Origin of the sequence: Kosakonia sp. MUSA4, assembly GCF_013085925.1 — a bacterium.
Lineage (GTDB): Bacteria > Pseudomonadota > Gammaproteobacteria > Enterobacterales > Enterobacteriaceae > Kosakonia > Kosakonia sacchari_B.
In genome coordinates this window covers 3180796-3200723 of sequence record NZ_CP025697.1, presented here as the reverse complement: position 1 = coordinate 3200723, position 19928 = coordinate 3180796, and the positions used below count along the sequence as shown (strand labels likewise).

Annotated in this window: 24 protein-coding genes and 1 pseudogene; 8 read left to right on the top strand and 17 right to left on the bottom strand. The window is 54.4% G+C overall.

Features of this window, described 5'->3' with window-relative positions:
* The first annotated feature begins 3 nt into the window (after window positions 1–3).
* The gene (locus tag C0557_RS15210) at window positions 4–495 is read left to right on the top strand and encodes a very short patch repair endonuclease (RefSeq protein WP_074780957.1); all 492 of its coding nucleotides are present in this window, start codon (window positions 4–6) and stop codon (window positions 493–495) included.
* Here C0557_RS15210 and yedA read toward each other — a convergent pair.
* Entirely contained in the window at window positions 473–1381 is a 909-nt protein-coding gene (yedA, locus tag C0557_RS15205) for a drug/metabolite exporter YedA (RefSeq protein ID WP_208659202.1), read from the bottom strand. The two genes, C0557_RS15210 and yedA, sit on opposite strands and share 23 nt — an antisense overlap.
* A gap of 177 nt (window positions 1382–1558) precedes the next feature.
* On the opposite strand from yedA, the gene C0557_RS15200 reads away from it, so the two are divergent.
* The 3 genes from C0557_RS15200 (at window position 1559) to dgcQ (ending at window position 4541) form a co-directional block, all read left to right on the top strand.
* Window positions 1559–2470, top strand: a complete 912-nt coding sequence (locus C0557_RS15200; protein ID WP_208659200.1) for a DUF808 domain-containing protein — start codon at window positions 1559–1561, stop codon at window positions 2468–2470.
* A gap of 79 nt (window positions 2471–2549) precedes the next feature.
* Window positions 2550–2732 carry a YodC family protein gene (locus tag C0557_RS15195; protein WP_007371481.1) on the top strand — a complete coding sequence of 61 codons (183 nt, stop codon included), beginning with the start codon at window positions 2550–2552 and terminating at the stop codon, window positions 2730–2732.
* Between the two features lie 105 nt (window positions 2733–2837).
* The gene (dgcQ, locus tag C0557_RS15190; protein ID WP_208659198.1) at window positions 2838–4541 is read left to right on the top strand and encodes a cellulose biosynthesis regulator diguanylate cyclase DgcQ; all 1704 of its coding nucleotides are present in this window, start codon (window positions 2838–2840) and stop codon (window positions 4539–4541) included.
* Here dgcQ and C0557_RS15185 read toward each other — a convergent pair.
* Together C0557_RS15185 and yodD are read right to left on the bottom strand one after the other, a co-directional pair.
* Entirely contained in the window at window positions 4505–5335 is an 831-nt protein-coding gene (locus C0557_RS15185; protein WP_074780920.1) for a mannosyl-3-phosphoglycerate phosphatase-related protein, read from the bottom strand. The two genes, dgcQ and C0557_RS15185, sit on opposite strands and share 37 nt — an antisense overlap.
* A 217-nt stretch (window positions 5336–5552) precedes the next feature.
* Window positions 5553–5783: a YodD family peroxide/acid resistance protein gene (gene yodD, locus C0557_RS15180; protein WP_043953142.1), complete on the bottom strand. Its 231-nt coding sequence runs from the start codon at window positions 5781–5783 to the stop codon at window positions 5553–5555.
* Window positions 5784–5909: 126 nt separating this feature from the next.
* Here yodD and dsrB point away from each other — a divergent pair, with 126 nt between their 5' ends.
* Complete coding sequence (dsrB, locus tag C0557_RS15175) at window positions 5910–6098, top strand: protein DsrB (RefSeq protein ID WP_007371485.1); 189 nt, start codon at window positions 5910–5912, stop codon at window positions 6096–6098.
* A 43-nt stretch (window positions 6099–6141) separates the two neighbouring features.
* Here dsrB and rcsA read toward each other — a convergent pair whose 3' ends face one another.
* The 14 genes from rcsA to fliF form a co-directional block, all read right to left on the bottom strand.
* Window positions 6142–6765, bottom strand: coding sequence for a transcriptional regulator RcsA (rcsA, locus tag C0557_RS15170; RefSeq protein ID WP_208659196.1), 624 nt, complete (start codon window positions 6763–6765; stop codon window positions 6142–6144).
* Window positions 6766–7042: 277 nt separating this feature from the next.
* Window positions 7043–7840 carry a flagellar biosynthetic protein FliR gene (gene fliR / locus C0557_RS15165; RefSeq protein ID WP_208659194.1) on the bottom strand — a complete coding sequence of 266 codons (798 nt, stop codon included), beginning with the start codon at window positions 7838–7840 and terminating at the stop codon, window positions 7043–7045.
* A gap of 8 nt (window positions 7841–7848) precedes the next feature.
* Complete coding sequence (gene fliQ / locus C0557_RS15160; protein WP_007371488.1) at window positions 7849–8118, bottom strand: flagellar biosynthesis protein FliQ; 270 nt, start codon at window positions 8116–8118, stop codon at window positions 7849–7851.
* Between the two features lie 9 nt (window positions 8119–8127).
* Window positions 8128–8865 carry a flagellar type III secretion system pore protein FliP gene (fliP, locus tag C0557_RS15155; protein WP_074780914.1) on the bottom strand — a complete coding sequence of 246 codons (738 nt, stop codon included), beginning with the start codon at window positions 8863–8865 and terminating at the stop codon, window positions 8128–8130.
* On the bottom strand, window positions 8865–9239 hold the full coding sequence (fliO, locus tag C0557_RS15150; protein WP_074780911.1) for a flagellar biosynthetic protein FliO: 375 nt from the start codon (window positions 9237–9239) through the stop codon (window positions 8865–8867). The genes fliP and fliO overlap by 1 nt, the downstream gene beginning before the upstream one ends.
* A 7-nt stretch (window positions 9240–9246) precedes the next feature.
* On the bottom strand, window positions 9247–9663 hold the full coding sequence (gene fliN, locus C0557_RS15145) for a flagellar motor switch protein FliN (RefSeq protein ID WP_074780908.1): 417 nt from the start codon (window positions 9661–9663) through the stop codon (window positions 9247–9249).
* The gene (fliM, locus tag C0557_RS15140) at window positions 9660–10664 is read right to left on the bottom strand and encodes a flagellar motor switch protein FliM (RefSeq protein ID WP_043953148.1); all 1005 of its coding nucleotides are present in this window, start codon (window positions 10662–10664) and stop codon (window positions 9660–9662) included. Before fliM ends, fliN begins: the two co-directional genes overlap by 4 nt.
* Before the next feature lie 4 nt (window positions 10665–10668).
* On the bottom strand, window positions 10669–11136 hold the full coding sequence (gene fliL / locus C0557_RS15135; RefSeq protein ID WP_074780904.1) for a flagellar basal body-associated protein FliL: 468 nt from the start codon (window positions 11134–11136) through the stop codon (window positions 10669–10671).
* Between the two features lie 104 nt (window positions 11137–11240).
* The gene (fliK, locus tag C0557_RS15130) at window positions 11241–12509 is read right to left on the bottom strand and encodes a flagellar hook length control protein FliK (protein ID WP_208659192.1); all 1269 of its coding nucleotides are present in this window, start codon (window positions 12507–12509) and stop codon (window positions 11241–11243) included.
* Window positions 12506–12949 carry a flagellar export protein FliJ gene (gene fliJ / locus C0557_RS15125; RefSeq protein ID WP_074780898.1) on the bottom strand — a complete coding sequence of 148 codons (444 nt, stop codon included), beginning with the start codon at window positions 12947–12949 and terminating at the stop codon, window positions 12506–12508. Before fliJ ends, fliK begins: the two co-directional genes overlap by 4 nt.
* A gap of 20 nt (window positions 12950–12969) precedes the next feature.
* Window positions 12970–14340 (bottom strand): flagellar protein export ATPase FliI, encoded by a 1371-nt coding sequence (gene fliI, locus C0557_RS15120; RefSeq protein WP_007371496.1) that lies wholly within the window; start codon window positions 14338–14340, stop codon window positions 12970–12972.
* A complete protein-coding gene (gene fliH, locus C0557_RS15115) occupies window positions 14340–15053 on the bottom strand; it encodes a flagellar assembly protein FliH (protein WP_208659190.1) in 714 nt (237 codons plus the stop codon). Before fliH ends, fliI begins: the two co-directional genes overlap by 1 nt.
* Window positions 15046–16044 carry a flagellar motor switch protein FliG gene (gene fliG / locus C0557_RS15110; protein WP_074780893.1) on the bottom strand — a complete coding sequence of 333 codons (999 nt, stop codon included), beginning with the start codon at window positions 16042–16044 and terminating at the stop codon, window positions 15046–15048. The genes fliH and fliG overlap by 8 nt, the downstream gene beginning before the upstream one ends.
* Window positions 16034–17722, bottom strand: coding sequence for a flagellar basal-body MS-ring/collar protein FliF (gene fliF / locus C0557_RS15105; RefSeq protein ID WP_074780891.1), 1689 nt, complete (start codon window positions 17720–17722; stop codon window positions 16034–16036). Before fliF ends, fliG begins: the two co-directional genes overlap by 11 nt.
* Window positions 17723–17948: 226 nt before the next feature.
* Between fliF and fliE the strand changes: the two genes are divergently transcribed.
* The 3 genes and pseudogenes from fliE to C0557_RS15085 all read left to right on the top strand — a co-directional run.
* A complete protein-coding gene (gene fliE / locus C0557_RS15100; RefSeq protein ID WP_007371501.1) occupies window positions 17949–18260 on the top strand; it encodes a flagellar hook-basal body complex protein FliE in 312 nt (103 codons plus the stop codon).
* 211 nt (window positions 18261–18471) lie between these two features.
* A pseudogene (locus tag C0557_RS15090) lies at window positions 18472–19593 on the top strand (IS3 family transposase).
* 49 nt (window positions 19594–19642) lie between these two features.
* Window positions 19643–19928 (top strand): helix-turn-helix domain-containing protein (locus C0557_RS15085; RefSeq protein WP_208659185.1); only part of this gene is annotated, 286 nt, incomplete at its 3' end.

The window sequence follows — 19928 nt, the reverse complement described above, 5'->3', positions numbered from 1 at the left end:
CCCATGGCGGATGTTCATGACAAAGCGACGCGCAGTAAAAATATGCGGGCGATCGCCACGCGCGATACGGCCATCGAAAAACGGCTGGCCGCCTGCCTGCAATCGCTGGAGCTGGCGTTTCGCGTACAGGATGCCGCGTTGCCAGGCCGCCCTGATTTTGTGCTGGATGCGTATCGCTGCGTGATCTTCACCCACGGGTGTTACTGGCATCGCCATAACTGCTATCTGTTTAAAGTTCCGGCTACGCGTACGGATTTTTGGCTGGAAAAAATCGGCAAAAATGTGGCGCGTGATGCGCGTGACTGCGCGTTGCTGCTTGAACAAGGTTGGCGGGTGCTGGTGGTGTGGGAGTGCGCATTGCGCGGCAAGCTGAAATTGAGCGATCAAGCACTGAGCGAGCGGCTGGAAGAGTGGATCTGCGAGGGGCAACAAACCGCGCAGATCGACACTCAGGGGATTCATGCGATGGCGGTTACTTCTCCGCGCAAGGCGTAACCACCGGGCGCGGCGGGAAGAGATATTTGCCCAGCGTCACCATGACCACCGCCAGAATAATGATCCCCAACGCCAGCCATTCAACGGAAGAGAGATGTTCGCCGCCAAAGCCCGTACCCAGCAGTACCGCCACGACCGGGTTCACATAGGCGTAGCTGGTTGCTAATGCCGGCGACACGTTGCGGATCAGATACATATAGGCACTAATGGCGATGATGGAGCCAAACAACGCCAGATAGCCGACGGCGAAAAAGCCGGACAGCGGCGGTACGGCGCTAAGGTGCTCGCCGCTCAGGGCAGAAGCGGCCAGCAATACGATCCCGGCGGCCAGCATCTCAATCGCGCCCGCCATCATCCCACTCGGGAGTTCAATCCGCGAACCGTACACCGAACCAAATGCCCAGCTTAGCGAGCCGATGAGGATCATGACCGCGCCCCACGGATTACCGCTCAGGTTTCCGCCGCTATTCAGCAAAATGATCCCCGCCAGGCCAATAGCAATTCCAGCCCACTCAAGCTTTCGCGTCGCGATACCGAAAAAATGGCTAAAGCACAGCGTAAACAGCGGTACGGTCGCCACAACGACCGCAGCGATGCCGGACGGTACATTCTGATGCTCCGCCACCGTGACAAAGCCGTTACCGACAGCGAGCAGCAATACGCCAATCAGCGCCGCATTGAGCAGTGGGCGCAGCGGCGGCAGTTTATGGCCGCTCAGCAACAGAATGGTTGTCAGCACGATGCCCGCAGATAAAAAGCGGATGCCAGCCATCAGGAAAGGCGGCCAGCTTTCGACGCCAATGCGGATAACAAAATAGGTAGAACCCCAGATGATGTAGAGCGCAAACAACGCGCCAATAAGCGGTAAAACTTGCCTGAAACGCATAACTCACCACGACAAAAGATACGAGGCTTATAGTAAACGTCAAAACTATACGTCTTGCGAGTGGTTAATTCGGCAGAAACTGTTAAATTTTTGTTGACACTATGGGATGATTTTCGCCATAGATTTTTTACTGCATACTGCACTTAATTTAGTGATAACGCTGAAAAGGAAGAAATTTTGGCAGGAAGTAGTTTATTAACATTGCTTGACGACATTGCCACCTTGCTGGATGACATTTCCGTGATGGGCAAACTGGCGGCGAAGAAAACTGCAGGTGTGCTGGGAGACGATCTTTCGCTCAACGCGCAGCAGGTAACCGGCGTTCGTGCCAACCGTGAATTGCCGGTAGTGTGGGGTGTGGCGCGCGGATCGCTGCTCAACAAAGTCATTCTGGTGCCTCTGGCTTTGCTGATCAGTGCGTTTATCCCGTGGGCCATCACACCGCTGTTGATGGTCGGCGGCGCGTTTTTGTGTTTCGAAGGTGTGGAAAAAGTGCTGCACACCCTGGCTGCGCGTAAGCATAAAGAGAGCCCGGAAGCCCGGCAGCAACGGCTGGAGGCGCTGGCCGCACAGGATCCATTGCAGTTCGAAAAAGACAAAATCAAAGGCGCTGTCCGTACCGATTTTATTTTATCGGCAGAGATTGTCGCCATCACGCTCGGTATCGTGGCCGACGCGCCACTGCTCAACCAGGTGCTGGTTTTATCGGGCATTGCCCTGCTGGTGACCATCGGTGTTTACGGCCTGGTGGGGATTATCGTCAAGCTTGATGACATGGGTTACTGGCTGGCAGAACGGAAAGGCGCGCTGGCGCAGGGAATGGGCAAAGGGCTGCTTGTTCTGGCTCCCTGGCTGATGAAGAGCTTAAGCGTGGTCGGCACGCTGGCGATGTTCCTTGTTGGCGGCGGTATTGTGGTACATGGCATAGCGCCGCTGCACCATGCAATCGCGCATTTCGCGGCTGGCCAGCACGCATTGCTGCAGATGCTGATACCGGTTGTCGCTAATTTACTTTTGGGATTCGCCATCGGTGCGGTGGTCGTGGCCATCGTTAAAGGGATTACGCATCTGCGCGGCGCGGCCAGGTAAAATCTCGCCGCAGCGATTATGCAAAACCGGCAAACTTCGTCTAATGTGAAAAAGTTTCGCCCTGATACAGGAGGCAGTGATGGTCTTTTTGGTCAGCGATGAAGTGATACCAAAAGAGGGTGGTCCTCGCATGATCGTTACCGGCTACTCCAGCGGTATGGTGGAGTGCCGATGGTATGACGGTTATGGGGTCAAACGGGAAGCCTTTCGTGAAGATGAACTGATGCCTGGCGACAGGCAAAGGGCGCACGAGCAGGTGTAACCCATAAAAACGCCCGGCTTTTGCTGGGCGTTTTTATTGTTCTCCATTCGACGCCAGTGCTAAAGACCGACTGCGGCAATACAGACTGAATTCCAGGGAGCTCGTGTGCGGCAGAACAGCGTCGTGAAACAACCGAAGTCGTTTATTACTCTGAAGCGTTATTTTCTCCCGGCGCGGGTGGTTAACCTTTGCTTTCTGATTGTCATGGTGTGCTCCACAATTTTGACCTGGCGAGAGGTGATAGTCCTGCAAGGGGCTTATGTCGCCAGCCAGCGCAGCGAGCTGGAAAATGTCAGTAACGCGCTGGACATGCAAATGCAGAGTGGCGTGGACAGGCTGCTGTTTTTCCGTAACGGCATGCAGGCCGCACTGCAAACGCCGCTCGGTTTTAAAGTCCTGAATAATGTACAGCAGGAGTTCGGCCTGCGGCGCACACAGCCGCAGTGGGAAATCGGCATTGATAACACGCGCACGCTGCCCATTTATGGCGTATCCGATTATTTTGTGAATCAAAGCGATCTCCTCAATCGTGATGATGAGCGCTTACCTGACGAGCTGACCGCGGCGATGGAGCTGGGCTATCTGTTTCGTCTCTCCGCCAATGCTTCGATGTTGCCGCGCCAGGCATATTACGTTTCTCGCGCTGGTTTCTATCTCTCGACAAACCCGGTGGAGAGTGAAGACCAGATCGTTCCGACCTATTACCGCCTGCTGATGCGCCCCTGGTTTCGGGGGCAGCAACAGCAGCAAAATCGGGCCCGTGGCGTCCGCTGGTATACCGATCAGGCGCGCCAGGGCAGCGTAACTCGCGGGTTCGTCGCCGCCAGCGTGCCGCTGGACTATCAGCGATACTGGTATGGCGTGCTGGTGTTGAGCTTCCCCGTTAGCAATATCAATCGCTTACTGGTCAAAGCGCGTGAAGATCAGGAAGGGGGCCAATATCTGCTTTATGACAGCAGTTTTAATCTGCTGACCAGCACGCTGACAGAGCAGGGGGCCGCACCCGTGTTTAGTGCGAAGGAACGCAATCAACTGCTGGCGGATATGGAACGCGATACCGTCGGCGGGCGCAATCTCGGTAGCCGCTATGTTAGCTGGCAAAAGCTGAAACAGTTTGGTGGCGTACTGGTGCGTATTCACACGCTGCGGGAAGGGATAACCGGCGATTTTGGGCGCATCAGCATCGCGCTGTCGCTGCTGTGGCTACTCTTTACCGGCATGCTGCTGTTCTCCTGGGGGATTATCCGCAGGATGGTGAATAACATGTACAGCATGCAGAACACGTTGCAGTGGCAGGCGTGGTTCGATCCGTTGACGCGCCTGTATAACCGCGGCTCATTTTTTGAACGGGCAAAAACGTTATCCGAACAGGCGCGCGTGGAGAATCTGCCGTTTGCCGTTATCCAGCTGGATCTCGATCACTTTAAAAGCGTTAACGACCGTTTCGGTCATCAGGCTGGCGATCTGGTGCTCTCTCATGCCGCCGGGATAATCAGCAATACTATCGGCGGGCAGGATGTCGCCGGGCGCGTCGGCGGGGAAGAGTTCTGTATTCTGCTGCCGGGCAGCACGCTGGAGCAGGCTGCCCGGGTTGCCGAGCGTATTCGCGTGCGAATCAGAGGGAAAGAAATCCTGGTGCAGAAAGACACCACGCTGCGCATTACGGTGTCGCTGGGCGTCAGCGATGCCTCAGAGCATGGCGATTACAATTTCGAATCCCTGCAATCTGTTGCTGATAGCCGCCTGTACCGCGCGAAAAACAACGGACGCAATCAGGTTTGCTCTACGGACGGCGCGCCAAAGAAATGATCCATACCTTCGCGCCAGCCCGCCGCGCCTTCCTGCATTGTATGATAAACCCGCTCTGGCGAATCCTGACGCAATTGCACGCCCTGGCGATTGAGGCCTTTCACCACGATAGCGTAATCGACGCTATCAAGCAGCGGCGCATCGTTCGGGCCATCGCCGAGGCCGAGCGTTAACATGCGCTGGCCCCGGTAGTGATGATACTGGCGCGTGAGCCAGTTGACGGCCTGATCTTTTCCACTGCGTTCATCCAGAACGTGCCAGAAGCGCGCCCCCTGCACAAAGCGCAGGCCGAGTTGCTGAAGGGTTTGATCGAAAGCAGACATCGCCTCGTCGCTGTCACGCCAGATCAGCGTTTCTGACGCCTCCTGGAGTCGCGCAAGGTTTGCCTGCGCCAGAGGTAAACCGGTCACGTCTGCCAGCACATGCTCATCCAGTTCGCCAAACGTGGTGAATTTCCAGCCATGCTGCTGACGCAGCCGGGTCAGTACGCTGGCAATATCAGCGTGGGGCGAACCGTTAATAATACGCGGATAATCCTCATGATCCTGCCATTGCTCATCAAGCTGAATGACGGCGCCGTTTTCAGCAATAAACGGCAGCCCCTGCAGTTGCAGCAATTTCTGAATGGCCATCATTTCTGCGGCTGTTTTGCTACTGCATAAAATGACCGGGATTGATTGTGTGCGAAGGCGGGCAAGCCATTCTGCAGCGGCTTGCCACTCGCCGGTATGGTTATCAAGCAGCGTGCCATCGACATCGGTAAATACCAGTAGGGGATCGTCCAGACTCGGCATTTTCGGCTCCTTATCATGCGGAAAAGGGCAGGCGGCGGGGTTATTGTATCCAACAGAATACAGTTGTATTTCTAATTATTCGCCTGATCAATAATTCTTGTCATTGTCCGTTTTTGTCGATAAAGTTGCGCTACATCAGATTCCCTGGTGTACGAATTTTAAGTGCTTCTTGCGAAAGCAAGCTTTATCCCGGCCGTTTTACGGCCGGGATGTTTCTTCAGCGATTCGCTTCCGTAATGCTGAAATCATGAACATCCAGTTCAAACGCCTCCGCCAGTTCCCGCCAGGTATGATATTCGCGACCATCAACGCTCACGCGCTGGCCCTCTTCATCCTCGACCCGATGAACTTCGCTTTCGCTAATTTCATTAATGGCCGCCAGTAGCGCATCAACATCAATATCGACGTCTCGCTTGATGGTATTGCTGTACTCTTTAGCCGTTTTCATGCTGTCACCTCGTTGCGATGCCGTTGTTAAGTATAGACGGTAGAAAAAATCGCCAGCTAAACGCCGGAACGCTGCCAGCATCGGCGTTTTGTTCTACACTGGCGTAAATGCGACAGGAGGGTAAATATGAAGGTAAACGATCGGGTTACAGTCAAAACGGACGGGGGTCCACGCCGTCCGGGTGTGGTATTGGCTGTTGAAGCATTCAATGAGGGTACGATGTACCTGGTATCACTTGAAGATTACCCGCTCGGTATTTGGTTCTTTAACGAAAAGGACCACCCTGATGGGATTTTTGTCGAGCGAGTAGAATAATATTTCGCCCTCCTGCCAGGGAGGGTGAAAAAAATACGACTTTCTAACGCATATTAACAAATATACCCGTCGTGACATTGTCGGTAAGACGTACGACATGGTAAATAACTTGTTTATTATGTGTTTTTATTTTTCTTTTTATATTGCCTTTATGTGATGATACCGTCTTGGCTTTGATATTCATCTGATCCGATATTTGGATCGTATCTTGCCCGGACATCCACATTTTCAACATACTGGACTCTGTACGACTCAATGAAAGCGTGGGTAAATTAATGGTTCCGACGCTTTTTTTCTCCTTGCTCAGATAATCTCCCAGAATATTGTCCAGCGACTCAGGCTTGATTGATTTAGAACTAATCAATAAATTTTTACGGACCAAAAGATATTCATCGAAATGAATATTGGCTATCGCCATAAACACGATAAACAGTGTTCGGGGATGTTGATTAATGACTTGCTTAATGTGTTGACTGCTGCTTGGGTCATGGATAAAGCAGTCTTCATTAATAAACACCACGGATGGCTGAAGTGTAGTGCAAGCTGATTCGAGTTCATCGACTGTTTGTACGTCGTTGATTTCCCGTTTTTTTACCCCCCGGCTCGTCAGATACCCTGTTAATCCCAACCGGGTATAACTGCATAAATCCATAATAATCGTTGACATGGCATACCCTCACTCAATGCGTAACGATAATTCACCACCCGCCAGAAGCTTCCAAAGCTATACAGGAAAAACTTATATTACTGAAGTGCAGGATGAAGACTTCAGGCGAATCCACTATCCCGTAAAGTTACGTATAATTTGCCAGGAATCATCTCAAAGTAAAGTAAATGTTGTGTTCTGTGAGACTGCTAAAAACAAATAAGCCGCGCCAGATATATGTTGGAAGATGTTTTGCAAATTTCACTTTAGGATTATCCTTACTAAGACAATACCAAAGCTAAGGATTAGTATTCTGCGGCAGCTCGCTGACAATTTCTGCTAACAGATTGAAAAACTCGCTGAATAATCGTTCACAGAAAGGTGCAAGCAACGGCATCATCACCGCCATCAGCAAAATCCCCACGCTTAATGTCACCGGAAAACCAATGACAAACACCGATAACTGAGGAGCCATACGGTTTAGCAAACCGAGTGACAAGTTAATGGTCAGCAGCAGGGTGATAACCGGTAATGCCAGCATCAGGCCATTGAGAAAAATCATTCCCGCCGAGCGGGTGAGCGCCAGATACGCGTTACTGTTTACCGGATTGCCGCCGATAGGCAGCGTGTGGAAGGTATCCACCAGCATGGAAATCAGCCACAGATGCCCATTGAAGGTAAGGAACAGCAGCATCGCCAGCATATCGAGAATACGCGCCAGCACCGGCATGTTTAAGTGGCTGGTGGGATCGACAAAGGTGGCGAAGGAGAGACCCATTTGCAGGCCAACCAATTCACCAGCGGTACGGATGGTGGCAAAAGCAAACTGCATGGTAAAACCGAGCGCGACACCAATCAGAATTTGCTGTAACGCCAGCCACAGCGCCGATGGTGAAAAAATGGCGACATCGGGCGTTGGCGGCAACGTCGGGGCGATGACCACGGTAATGACAATACCCAGCCCAACTTTAATGCGACGCGGAATACGCGATTCACTGAGGATCGGCGCGGTCATAATCAGCGCCATCACACGCAGCAGCGGCCAGAAATACATACTGATCCAGTGGAGCCACTGGTCGCTGGTGACGTTCAGCATAAGCGGGTTTACCCGATGATATAAGGAATGTTGTTGAACAGGGTGCGCACGTAATCAAGCAGCAAGTTCAGCATCCACGGCCCGGCAACCACAATCGCGATAAACACGGCGATGATTTTCGGGATAAAGGAGAGCGTCATTTCGTTGATCTGCGTTGCAGCCTGCAAAATACTGATCACCAGACCCGTGATCAGCGCAACCAGCAGCAGCGGGGCCGCGAGTGCGAGGGCCACTTTCATCGCCTCGGTGCCCATCATCATGACCGATTCGGGTGTCATGCTTTACTCCTAACTGTAAAAGCTTTGCGCCAGCGAGCCGACGAGTAATTGCCAGCCATCGACCAGCACGAAGAGCATCAGCTTGAACGGCAGGGCGATGGTCGCGGGTGGCACCATCATCATCCCCAGCGCCATCAGTACGCTGGCGATCACCAGGTCAATAATCAGGAACGGGATAAAAATCGTAAAGCCGATCTGGAAAGCCGTTTTCAACTCACTGGTCACATAAGCAGGCAGCAAAATCCGCATGGGTACGGCTTCCGGCCCCTGAATGGGCGGCTCATTGGCGAGGCGGGCGAACAGCGCCAGATCGGCTTGCCGGGTCTGGCGCAGCATAAATTCACGCAGCGGCTGTGCGCCGCGTTCCAGCGCCACATCCACGGAGATCTTGCTTTCACTGAACGGCTGATAGGCGTCGGTATAAATCTTGTCGATAACCGGCGACATAATGAAAAAGGTCAAAAACAGCGCCAGCCCAAGCAGCACCTGGTTTGGCGGCGCGGATGGCGTACCCAACGCATTTCGCAGCAGACCAAACACAATGATGATGCGGGTGAAGCTGGTCATCATCAGTAGAATTGCCGGCAGGAAGGTGAGGGAGGTGATAAACACCAGCGTCTGCACCGGCAGCGACCAACTCTGACCGCCGTTAGCCAGCGGCTGGCTAATAAGACCGGGAAGTTGAGCGAAAGCGGCTGGCGCAACCAGCCATAAACCGGCCAGCACAAGGGGTAACAAACGGCGCATCAGGATCTCCCGGAACGCTTAAGCAAATTCTTCATCACGGACTGGAAATCCGCATTTTTGTCGTTCACGTCTTCACTTTCAGCAGGCGCAGGAGGAAGTTTGTGCAACAGGTTTATTTGGCTGGGAGTCACGCCGAGTACCAGACGTGCATCTTCAACATCGACAATCACCACGCGTTCACGCGTGCCGACAGAGGCGCTGGCCGTCACTTTTAAGCCCCTGGCACCGGCGGTTTTGCCGCCAAAGCCGAGGCGTTTTGCCAGCCACGCGGCGACAAGGATCACCGCGATAATGCCAAACAGTGCGCCGCTGACTTGCAGCAGTGGCGAACCGGAAATGGCAGACGGTTGGGAAACCGTGGCCTGTGTTTTCATGCTCGCCTCAACGGCTCAGACGACGCATACGCTCAGACGGGGTGATGATATCGGTAATACGCACGCCGTATTTATCGGCGACGACAACCACTTCACCCTGCGCAATCAGATAGCCGTTAATCAGGATATCCAGCGGCTCGCCTGCCAGCCCGTCAAGGGCGACGACGGAACCCTGCGTCAGACGCAGCAGCTCTTTAATGGTCATCCGCGTACGGCCCAGTTCGACCGTCAGTTTGACCGGGATATCCATAATCAGGTCGATATCCTGGAGATTGCCGCCAACATCACCGCCGCCAAGCTGCTGGAACACGGCATCAGCCGCGCTTTTACTGCCAGTCGAGGTTTTTTGTTCGTTCAACGCGTCAGCCCACAGATCGTCCACTGCTCCGTTGTTGTCATCGGACGGATTGTTAATATCACTCATTTGGGCTGTTCCTCATTCAGCGAATTCAAAATCGGGTTTATCAGGTGCTCTACACGTAACGCATATTGTCCATTGACTGTACCGTACTGGCTGGTAAGAACCGGTACGCCGTCCACATGAGCGATAATGCGATCGGGTTTATCAATCGGCAGCACGTCGCCGGGCTGGAGCTTAAGTATCTGCGACAGGCGCAGGGGAATATCCGCGAAATTGGCAATCAAATTCAGCTCAGAGTGCTGAACCTGACGCACTAAATTGTCACGCCAGTTCTGATCTTCGGTGCGTGAGTTTTCCAGCGGCGGGTTCACCAGCATCTCGCGCAGCGGTTCTATCATGCTGAAAGGCAGACAGATGTTGAATTCACCGGTCAGGTTGCCGATTTCCACGTGGAACGGCGTATTGACGACGATATCATTCGGCGACGTAGTAATGTTGGTGAACTTAACCTGCATTTCAGAACGGACATACTCTACGTCCAGCGGGTTAATGGCCTTCCATGCGTCGCTGTACGCTTCGAGCGCCAGTTTGAGCATGCGGTTGATCACGCGCTGTTCAGTATGCGTAAACTCACGGCCTTCCACTTTCGTCGGGAAGCGTCCATCACCACCGAACAGGTTATCCACGGCGATAAACACCAGGCTCGGCGAGAATACAAACAGGCCGGTGCCGCGCAGCGGTTTCAGGTGGATCAGGTTAAGGTTGGTCGGAACGGGTAAGTTACGCGCAAACTCGTGATAAGGCTGAATGCGGATCGCGCCAACGGTGATATCCGGGCTACGACGCAGCAGGTTGAACAACCCCATGCGAAACTGACGCGCAAAACGTTCATTGATGATCTCCAGCGCTTGCAGACGCTCACGCACCACGCGGCGCTGGGTATTCGGGTCATAGGGGCGAATATCGCTATCGCCGCCCATACCCGGTTTCGGATCATCACTCTTATCGCTGTCGCCATTGAGCAGCGCATCGATTTCGGCCTGAGAAAGAATACTATCGCCCATGTCTTTACCGCAAAATGAAAGCTGTATAAAGAACGTCAGTGACTTCCTGCTTCGGCTGTCCTGGCACTAACGGCGTTGCAAGCGTCTCTTTAATCGCGGTAGCAAGCGCCTGTTTACCCTCATCAGTTGCAAGCTGTTGCGCACTCTGACGAGAGAACAACAGTAACAAGCGGCTACGCACTTCCGGCAAATATTCACTCAGTCTGGCGCGCGTTGCGTCATCATGCAGACGCAGCGTAATGCCCACATACAGCACGCGATCGGCATCGCCCAGGTTCACAGTAAAGGTATCCAGCGCGAAGAAAACCGGCGCTGGCGGTGGCGGGGCTTCCGCTTTTGCGTTTGCCGCAGGTTTCTGTTGCATACGCCAGTAACTATAGCCAGCTGTGGCGCATGCCGCGAGGGTGATTAACACCAGCAGCGGGATCCAGATAGAGCGCTTACGTTTTTTATTAATAGCGGAGTCAGTCATTAGATACGGGCTTCCTGTTAGTACTGCTTATGAGGTTGATTATCCCGTGTCCTGCTCGCGTCAAAGCGCGGAAAAGACGGGGATAATCATGCTACCTCTGGCGTTTAGGCAAAGATGTCTACAGCGCCGTTACCGCGAGCCACAGACTGTAAGCTTGCTGGCGTCACGAGGGCTGTATCATCGTCGGAACCAAAAACATCGCCGGAACCCGAACGTGAAGCGTGTTGCTGCTGCGAGGCCTGCTGTTGCTGCTGGCCGGTGAAACTTTCGCTGCTGATGCTGCTCTGCCCAAGCTGAATACCGCTTTCAGCCAGAGACGTGCGCAGCGTCGGTAATGCGGCTTCCAGCGCCTGACGAACGTGGCTGTGCGCCGAAACCATTTGCAGTTGTGCCTGGTTATCTTCCAGCTTGATGGAGATCTGCACTTGGCCCAGATCTTCCGGATGCAAACGCAGTTCAGCCGTCTGCTGGCCCTGGCGGGTGAACAGCGTGACGTGCTGGCTGATATTCTGCTGCCATTCATGGCTACCCAGCGGGGCGCTGATAACCGGCGCTGCCACAGGCGTGCTGGCCTGAGCCGCGCTGGCACTGGTGGTCACTGGCGCCACGCTAACCGTGGTGTTGGTGGTTTGCAGCGCATTGTCGCTATCTTTCTTCGTGGCGCTGGCAGCGGCCAGTACCGCGGCCTGTTGTGAATCGTCAGTCACCTGGAAAGGTGTGTTCGCACCCGGATCATTTTTCGCGGCGCTACGTGAGATATCGGTATCGGCAGCGGTCGAGAGTGAGCTGCTGTTCAGCGCGCGGTTAGCGGCTGCGGCAACATCCTGCGTGCTGACGCCGGTCGATTTCGTCGTCGCGGAAGCGCTCAGCTGCGCAGTTTGCTGGTGCGGCAGCATCGCCATCAGCGCGCTGAGGCCTGCCAGTTCGTCATCCGTTGCATCACTCTTCTCGTCGCTGCTTTGTGCCGTTTTATTCAGTGCGGCGAGAACATCGCTTTTCGCCGCAGGCGTCAGGCCAGAAAGGAGTTTTTGCATGTCAGCGGTGGTGGTTGTACTTTCCGTCGCCCCGGCGGTGATGTCGCGTTTGGCAATCTGACGCGCAAGCAGATCCGCGAGTTTCTGCGCAGGCGTTTGCGCATCTTCCCCGGCGGCTGAGGTCAGGTTGCCTTTCGCCAGCTTGCCGCTTGCTACCGCAGCCTGTAAATCGGCAAGCGTCAGCGGTTCACCGTTCTCCTGGGTTTGCCCCTGGGTGCCGGACATCGCGCCAGTAAGCAGGGCGAGGAAATCTTGTGCCGAATCGCCGCCCGCTTTGCTTGTCTGCGCGCTGGTGGCGGTATCGGATTCAGTTACTACCAGTTTTGGCAAGGTGATCATTCTATTTTCCTCTGGGATGCGCGTTGTGCAAACTCATCCATTTTTTTCTGATCGAGGCGGTTTTCCGCCAGTAATGCTGCTGCGCTTTGCCGCTCTTGCAGCGTTTGCCAGGCCTGTAAGCGCTGTTTCTTCTCTCGCCAGCAACCCAGAGCGATATCGACTTTCTCGTTCCATTGCATCAGTTGTTTACGATGCTGATCGATGGCTTTTTCCAGCGTCTGAATAAATTGCTGATAATTTTGCCAGCGCTGATTATCAATGCCCTGGCTCATGTTGTTATTCAGACTGTTGCGATACTCATGCTGATAGTCGATCAGCATTTTCAACTGCTCTTCCGCCTGCTGGCAGTTGCGGCGCATTTCACCCAACTTCAGTGCCGCGTCGTCAACCTCTTTCTCAGCCAGATCTTTTAGCGTCGTTAATGCGCTGTTTTGCGTCATAAAGTCAGCTCTCCACTACCTTATACTGTCGGGAAGATCAGCTCTAAAGACTGGATAGAATCTTCCCACCCGGCACGTTCGAAGATGCCCTGTTGCAGAAAGGCTTCAAGCTGTGGCCACAATGCAATCGCTTTATCCAGCATTGGGTCACTGCCTCGCGCATACGCGCCAACGCTCACCAGATCGCGATTTCGTTGGAAGCTAGACAGCAACTGTTTGAAATTCCGGACCCTTGCGTAATGTTGTTCAGTAATTAACGCGGTCATGGCACGGCTGATGGAGGCTTCAATATCAATCGCCGGGTAGTGACCGGCTTCCGCCAGACGGCGGGAAAGTACGATATGTCCATCAAGAATCGCGCGCGCAGAATCCGCGATAGGATCTTGCTGGTCATCCCCTTCGGTCAGGACGGTATAGAAAGCGGTGATCGAGCCGCCGCCGTGAATGCCGTTCCCCGCACGTTCCACCAGCGCCGGTAATTTGGCGAAGACAGAAGGAGGATAACCCTTGGTTGCTGGCGGTTCGCCGATCGCCAGCGCAATTTCACGCTGCGCCATGGCATAACGCGTCAGAGAGTCCATGATCAGAAGCACATGCTGACCGCGATCGCGGAAATCTTCAGCAATGCGCGTGGCGTAGGCAGCGCCCTGCATACGCAACAACGGAGAAACATCCGCCGGCGCGGCGATCACTACGGAACGTGCGCGACCGTCAGCCCCAAGGATGTTCTCGATAAAATCTTTAACTTCACGGCCACGTTCACCAATCAGCCCCACGACAATCACGTCGGCCTGGGTATAACGCGCCATCATGCCAAGCAGCACACTCTTACCGACGCCGGAACCGGCAAACAGACCCATACGTTGACCGCGGCCTACCGTCAGCAGGGCGTTAATGGCGCGCACGCCGGTATCAAGCACGTGCTCAATCGCCGTACGTTGCAACGGGTTAAACGGCGGCGTCATCAACGCGCCCGTTTCTCCGGTGTCGGGCGCGGGCAGGCCGTCGAGCGGTTTACCTGCGCCGTCGAGCACGCGTCCCAGCAGGGCAGGGCCGAGCGGCAACTGTTTGCTGCTTTGTAAACCATCGCCCACCGCACCGCGTGCATAAACGCGTGCGCCAGGCAAAATCCCTTCGACTTCTTCCAGCGGCATCAGAAACAGACGTTGACCGTTGAAGCCGACCACTTCACTTTCCACTTCGTGAGTTTCGCCGCCTTCCTGACGTTCAATGATGCAGGTTGCGCCCAGCGGCAACTGCAAACCGGTGGCTTCCAGCACCAGGCCGGTGGCGCGGGTCAGTCGCCCGTAACGGCGCACAGAAGGAAGCTGCACCATTTTGGCTTCAAAGTTGTCGAGCGTTGTCAGCCAGCGGGTCAAACGCGCAGTCATCAAATCACTCCCGGCGCCGCCAGACGGCACAGTTCCTGCCAGCGTGTTGCCACGCTGGCATCAAGATCGCCTTCATCGGCGGAAACTTTACAGCCGCCCGGATGCAGCGTTGGGTCGCCGCGCAGACGCCAGCCGTGCAGGCTTAACGTCGCGCCGAGCATCTCTTCTACCCGTTGCAGATCGTCCGGGTGAACGCGCAACTGCGGCTTGCCGCTGAACAGCGGCTCCTGCTGCAACAGCTGTTGAATCTGTTTGATCAGCGCACTGTTATCGACACAGGGCGTCTGTCCCAGCACCTGGCGAGCCGCTTCCAGCGCCATTTGCATCAGACGGGAGGCAATCACGCTGTCGAGCGCATCCAGGGTGTACTGGAATTCGCTAACCAGTTGTTGCATCCGCGCGTGCAGGGGAGCCTGCTGCTGGCGAGCCAGATTCAGCCCTTGCTCCTGGCCCTGCGCCAGCCCTTCCTGGTAACCGACATCGTGTCCCGCTTTGCGTCCTTCAGCGAGGCCAGCGTTGTAACCTGCGTCGTGAGCCTGCATCTGGATTTGCGCCAGTTGCTGCTGCTGTTTTTGCTCCTCGGTTAAGACGTCTTCTTCCTCGTCGACTTCTTCTGATGCACTCTCGTTCATCAGCAGGGGAGCGAACTCGGCAGCCTGCGGGAGCGCCAGATCGTCCGGCGTCCAGACTTTCCAGGGCAATTCGTTAGACATAGGTATCCTCGCCGCTGCCAATTACCATCTCGCCGGTTTCCGCCAGACGACGAACAATAAGCAGGATTGCTTTCTGTTCGTTTTCCACCTGAGACAGACGCACCGGGCCACGGTTGGCGAGGTCGTCGCGCAGAATATCGGCAGCACGCTGGGACATGTTGCGCAGGAACTTATCGCGCAGCGGCGGCTCGGCGCCTTTGAGAGCGATAAGCAGGGACTCGGAGTCCACTTCCTGCAGCAGGCGCTGGATACTGCGGTCGTCCACGTCCACCAGGTTTTCGAACAGGAACATCTCGTCGATAATTTTCTGCGCCAGTTCGCCGTCGAACTCGCGAACCGCGCTAATAACCGCTTCTTCCTGCTGCGTTTTCATCAGGTTGATGATCTCGGCTGCCGTTCTCACGCCGCCCATTTTGCTGCGTTTGAGGTTCTGGCCATCGAGCAGGTTGTTCAGTACTTCGGTCAGTTCCGCCAGCGCGGCAGGCTGTACGCCGCCGAAGGTGGCGATACGCAGCATCACGTCATGGCGCATGCGCTCGTCAAACAGCGCCAGAATATCTGCCGCCTGAGAACGTTTGAGGTGCACAAGAATGGTGGCGATGATCTGCGGATGTTCGTCGCGAATAAGGTCGGCGGCGCTCTGCGGCTCCATAAAGTTGAGCGTTTCGATACCGCTGGTGGTATCGCGGGTTTCGAGAATATCTTCCAGCAGGCTGGAGGCACGCTCTTCGCCCAGCGCTTTGACCAGCACCGAACGCAGGTAGTCGTTGGCGTTGATGTTCAGCGCCGCGAATTGTTCCGCTTCGTTCTCAAACTCCTGCAATACGTCCATCAACTGTTTGTTGGAGATTTGACGCACGCTGGCCATCGCGGTACTCAGATGCTGAACTTCGCGGGCAGAGAGGTGTTTAAACACCTCTGCTGCGCGGTCTTCGCCGATGGTCATCAGCAAGATGACGCTTTTGTCTGTCCCGGAAAGATTATTGGTCATGTTCGTTATTCATCCACTGGCGAATGACCAGCGCCACGACGCGCGGATCGTTATCTGACATTTCGCGAATACGCTGGCTCATCACTTCTGCGCTCAGGCGCTGGTTAGAACGACGCTGCTGGTTCACTTCGTCTTTACTCAGGCGAACTTCCACCGACTCTTCAATTTCGGCTCGTGCCTGTGCAATTTCCTGTGCAGCTTTCGCTTCTTCCTGGCGGCGTACCAGTTGCGGACGTACCGCTTTACGCCACAACAGCCAGGCAACAATCAGCACCAGTAACCAGCGGCCTGCGGTCATCAACTGGTCGATAAACGACTGCTGCTGCCAGAACGGGAGCTGACCACCGATATCGTCCGTTGCGTTAAACGGCGAGTTGACGACGTTGAGGGTATCACCGCGTTTTTCGGTGTAACCCATCGCCTCACGGGTTAAATCTTCAATCTGTTTCAGTTGATCGGCGGTCAGCGCAGCCGTTTTACCATCTGCCAGCGTGCGGTAGTTCACCACCACGGCAACGGAAAGACGCTCAATATCACCGACATTCATCTTGGTATGACGAATGGTGCGATCAACTTCGTAGTTGTTGGTTTCGTTATGCGTGGTATTACGCGGCCCCACATTGCTGCTGTTGGCAGTGGAGGTATTGGTGCCTTGCTGACCCTGCGCATTCTGCTGGTTATTCTGCGTCGTGATTGGCGCACTGTTCGCCGGCGCTGGCTGGTTAGAGAGCGCACCTGGAACACCGCCAGGGTACTGGCCACCAATCTGTTCGCTGCTGTTCACCTGGCGTGAACGCAGAACCGCTTGCGCCGGATCGCCGCCGTTCGGGCTGTACTGCTCTTCCGTTTGCTCTTTATTCGCGAAATCGAGTTGAGCGGTAACCTGTGCGTGTACGTTGCCATTACCGACGATAGGGCCAAGGATGGCTTCGATACGGCGCTGGATACGGCCTTCAACGTCAGCGGTATATTTCAGTTGAGCATCGTTCAGATCGCGACCGGCAGTCCCGGCCTGCGTTAACAGACGACCGCCCTGATCGACGACCGTTACGTTACCCGGCGGCAAACCTGCCACCGCGCTGGAAACCAGATGTACCATCGCGCTGATCTGGCCGTCATCCAGGGCGCGGCCCGGTTGCAGATTAACGGTGACGGAGGCGGAAGGGGATTTTTGTTCGCGAACAAACAGCGATGGTTTCGGCATGGCGAGATGCACACGGGCACTTTTCACCGGGCCAAGTGTTTCGATGGTACGGGCCAGTTCACCTTCCAGCGCGCGCTGGTAGTTCACTTGCTCGCTAAATTGACTGATACCGAATTTTTCCTGATCCAGCAGTTCAAAACCCACTGCGCCGCCTTTCGGCAGACCCTGTTGCGCCAGACGCAAACGCAGTTCGTGCACTTTATCCGCCGGAACTTCAATCGCTCCGTTGCCATCGGCGAAGCGGTAAGGGATATTCATTTGGGTCAACTGCGTGACAATGGCTCCGCCATCCTGGTCGGATAAGTTGCTGAATAACGTCCGGTAATCCGGGCTCTTGGCCCACAGCACCATAGCAACAACGATGGCGACGGCTGCTGCCGCGGCCACCATTAAAGGGATTTTGGGGTTCGCGCGTAAGCGGTTAAGCCACTCAAGAGATTTATTCTGCGGTGCAGTTGTTGCAGTCGCACTCATTGCGCACCTCGTAACTCTGGGTGGATGTTGTTATTTGAGTTGAGAAACAAAACAGACTCCCGGGTCGGCAAACTCGACATTTATCCATTAACATGGCAATGCCATTATTTGATGATTCCCAATTTTCTATGCGCCAAATAACCTGGTTTTTTGTCGCTATTTACCGCCATTATCCCATTGACAAGCTGTTAACCTTGTCCAGTATCAAACCATCCGGGGAAAAACAATGGCTATACAGGGCATTGAAAGCGTCATCAGCCAGTTGCAGGCCACTGCAGGCGTTGCGCGCAATCAGAGCGTGGAGAGCGAACCGACAATCAGCTTTGCCGGGCAGCTGCATGCTGCGCTGGATCGCATCAGCGATACGCAAAACGCAGCACGTGTGCAGGCAGAGAAATTCACACTCGGTGAACCGGGTGTGGCGCTGAATGACGTGATGACCGATCTGCAAAAATCATCCATTTCGCTGCAAATGGGCGTTCAGGTGCGTAATAAACTGGTGTCTGCTTATCAGGACATCATGAACATGCAGGTTTAGTGTTTGTAACTTTAGGATTGCTCAGATAGTTACAAACCTGAGCCTGGCGCGTGGGGCATTATTTCTGGGCTCCGTCAGGCTCTTTGAGCGCGCCTGAAACTGGAAAGTATACGAAGCCTTTTTAGGTTGGAGAATAACGAATAGCCCACTAATGGAGTGCCCCTGAGCCCGTAGACAAATCTGCCCTATATTTTGAGCATAGGAGGAGTCTATGGGCACACCACGATTTACCCCTGAGTTTAAGGAAGAAGCTGTCCGCCAGATTACCGGGCGGGGCTATTCCATTGCTGAAGTTTCCGAACGTCCTGGCGTGTCGGCACACAGTCTTTATAAATGGCTCCGCGCAATAAAACCGGATAACAGCGGGCAACAGGCACAGGATTTACTGGATGCCAGAACAGAAATTCTCTGGCTGAAAGCACAGCTCAAACGCACTGAAGAAGAACGCGATATCCTGAAAAAGGCGGCGCGGTACTTTGCAAGGGAGCCCGACTGAAGTACCGCTTCATCAATGATCACCGTGAAGTCTAGTCTATCGTAACAATGTGTCGGGTTCTGAAGGTTGCCCGTGCTGGATTTTATGTCTGGCTTCATAAGCCTGTTTCTGCCGGAGAAAAGGATAACCAGCGACTGCTGGAAATTATTCGCGACGCCTATACGCTGAGCGGCGGAGTCTACGGTTATCGTCGGATCCATGGAGATCTTCGTGAAATTGGTGAAGTGTGCAGCAAAAACCGCGTTGCCAGGATCATGAAGAAAAACAGGATACAGGCCATACATGGTTATAAAGTCCCTCGCGGGATCAGAGGGCGGCCATCGCTGACAGCGCCTAATCGCGTACAGCGTGAATTTACTGTTCTGAAGCCCAATCAGGTATGGGTAACCGACATCACCTACATCCGTACCTGGCAGAGCTGGCTGTATCTGGCCGTGGTTATCGATCTCTTTGCCCGTAACGTCGTGGGCTGGTCGATGAAACCCACGCTGGCTCGGGAACTGGCGCTGGATGCGCTGATGATGGCGGTCTGGCGACATAAACCGTCGGAAAGGGTAATAGGGGAGCCAGTATGGCAGCGATGACTGGCAGCGGTTCTGCCGGGCCAACAATCTTTCACCGAGTATGAGCCGGCGTGGCAACTGCTGGGATAACGCGGTGGCCGAATCGTTCTTCAGCTCGCTGAAAAAAGAACGGATCAGGAAACGTATCTATAAAACCCGGGATATGGCACGGGCAGATATCTTCGATTACATTGAAGTGTTCTACAACCGGACCCGACGCCACAGTCATCTGGGTAGCATCAGTCCTGAGGCCTTCGAGCAGGCCCCGTCGTGAGGACAGAAACTGTCTACCGGAGCGTGGTCACTCCAGGGTGCAGTTTTTTATGGCAAAGCCAAAATATTCCCTCGAAACCAGATTAGCTGTAGTTAATCACTACCTCGCCGGAAAAGATGGAACACACCGTACCGCTGAACGTTTTGGTGTTGAAAGAACATCAGTGCGACGCTGGGTAAGAGCCTGGCAACTCCACGGTCTTGATGGTATTACCTGGAAAAATGACCGCCATTCTCCGGCGTTCCGGATGACTGTTGTCCGGACTGCTCCCGATGAAGAACTTTCAATGCGTGAGGCTGCTGCACGGTTTAATATCTCAAATGAAACCGTTGTCC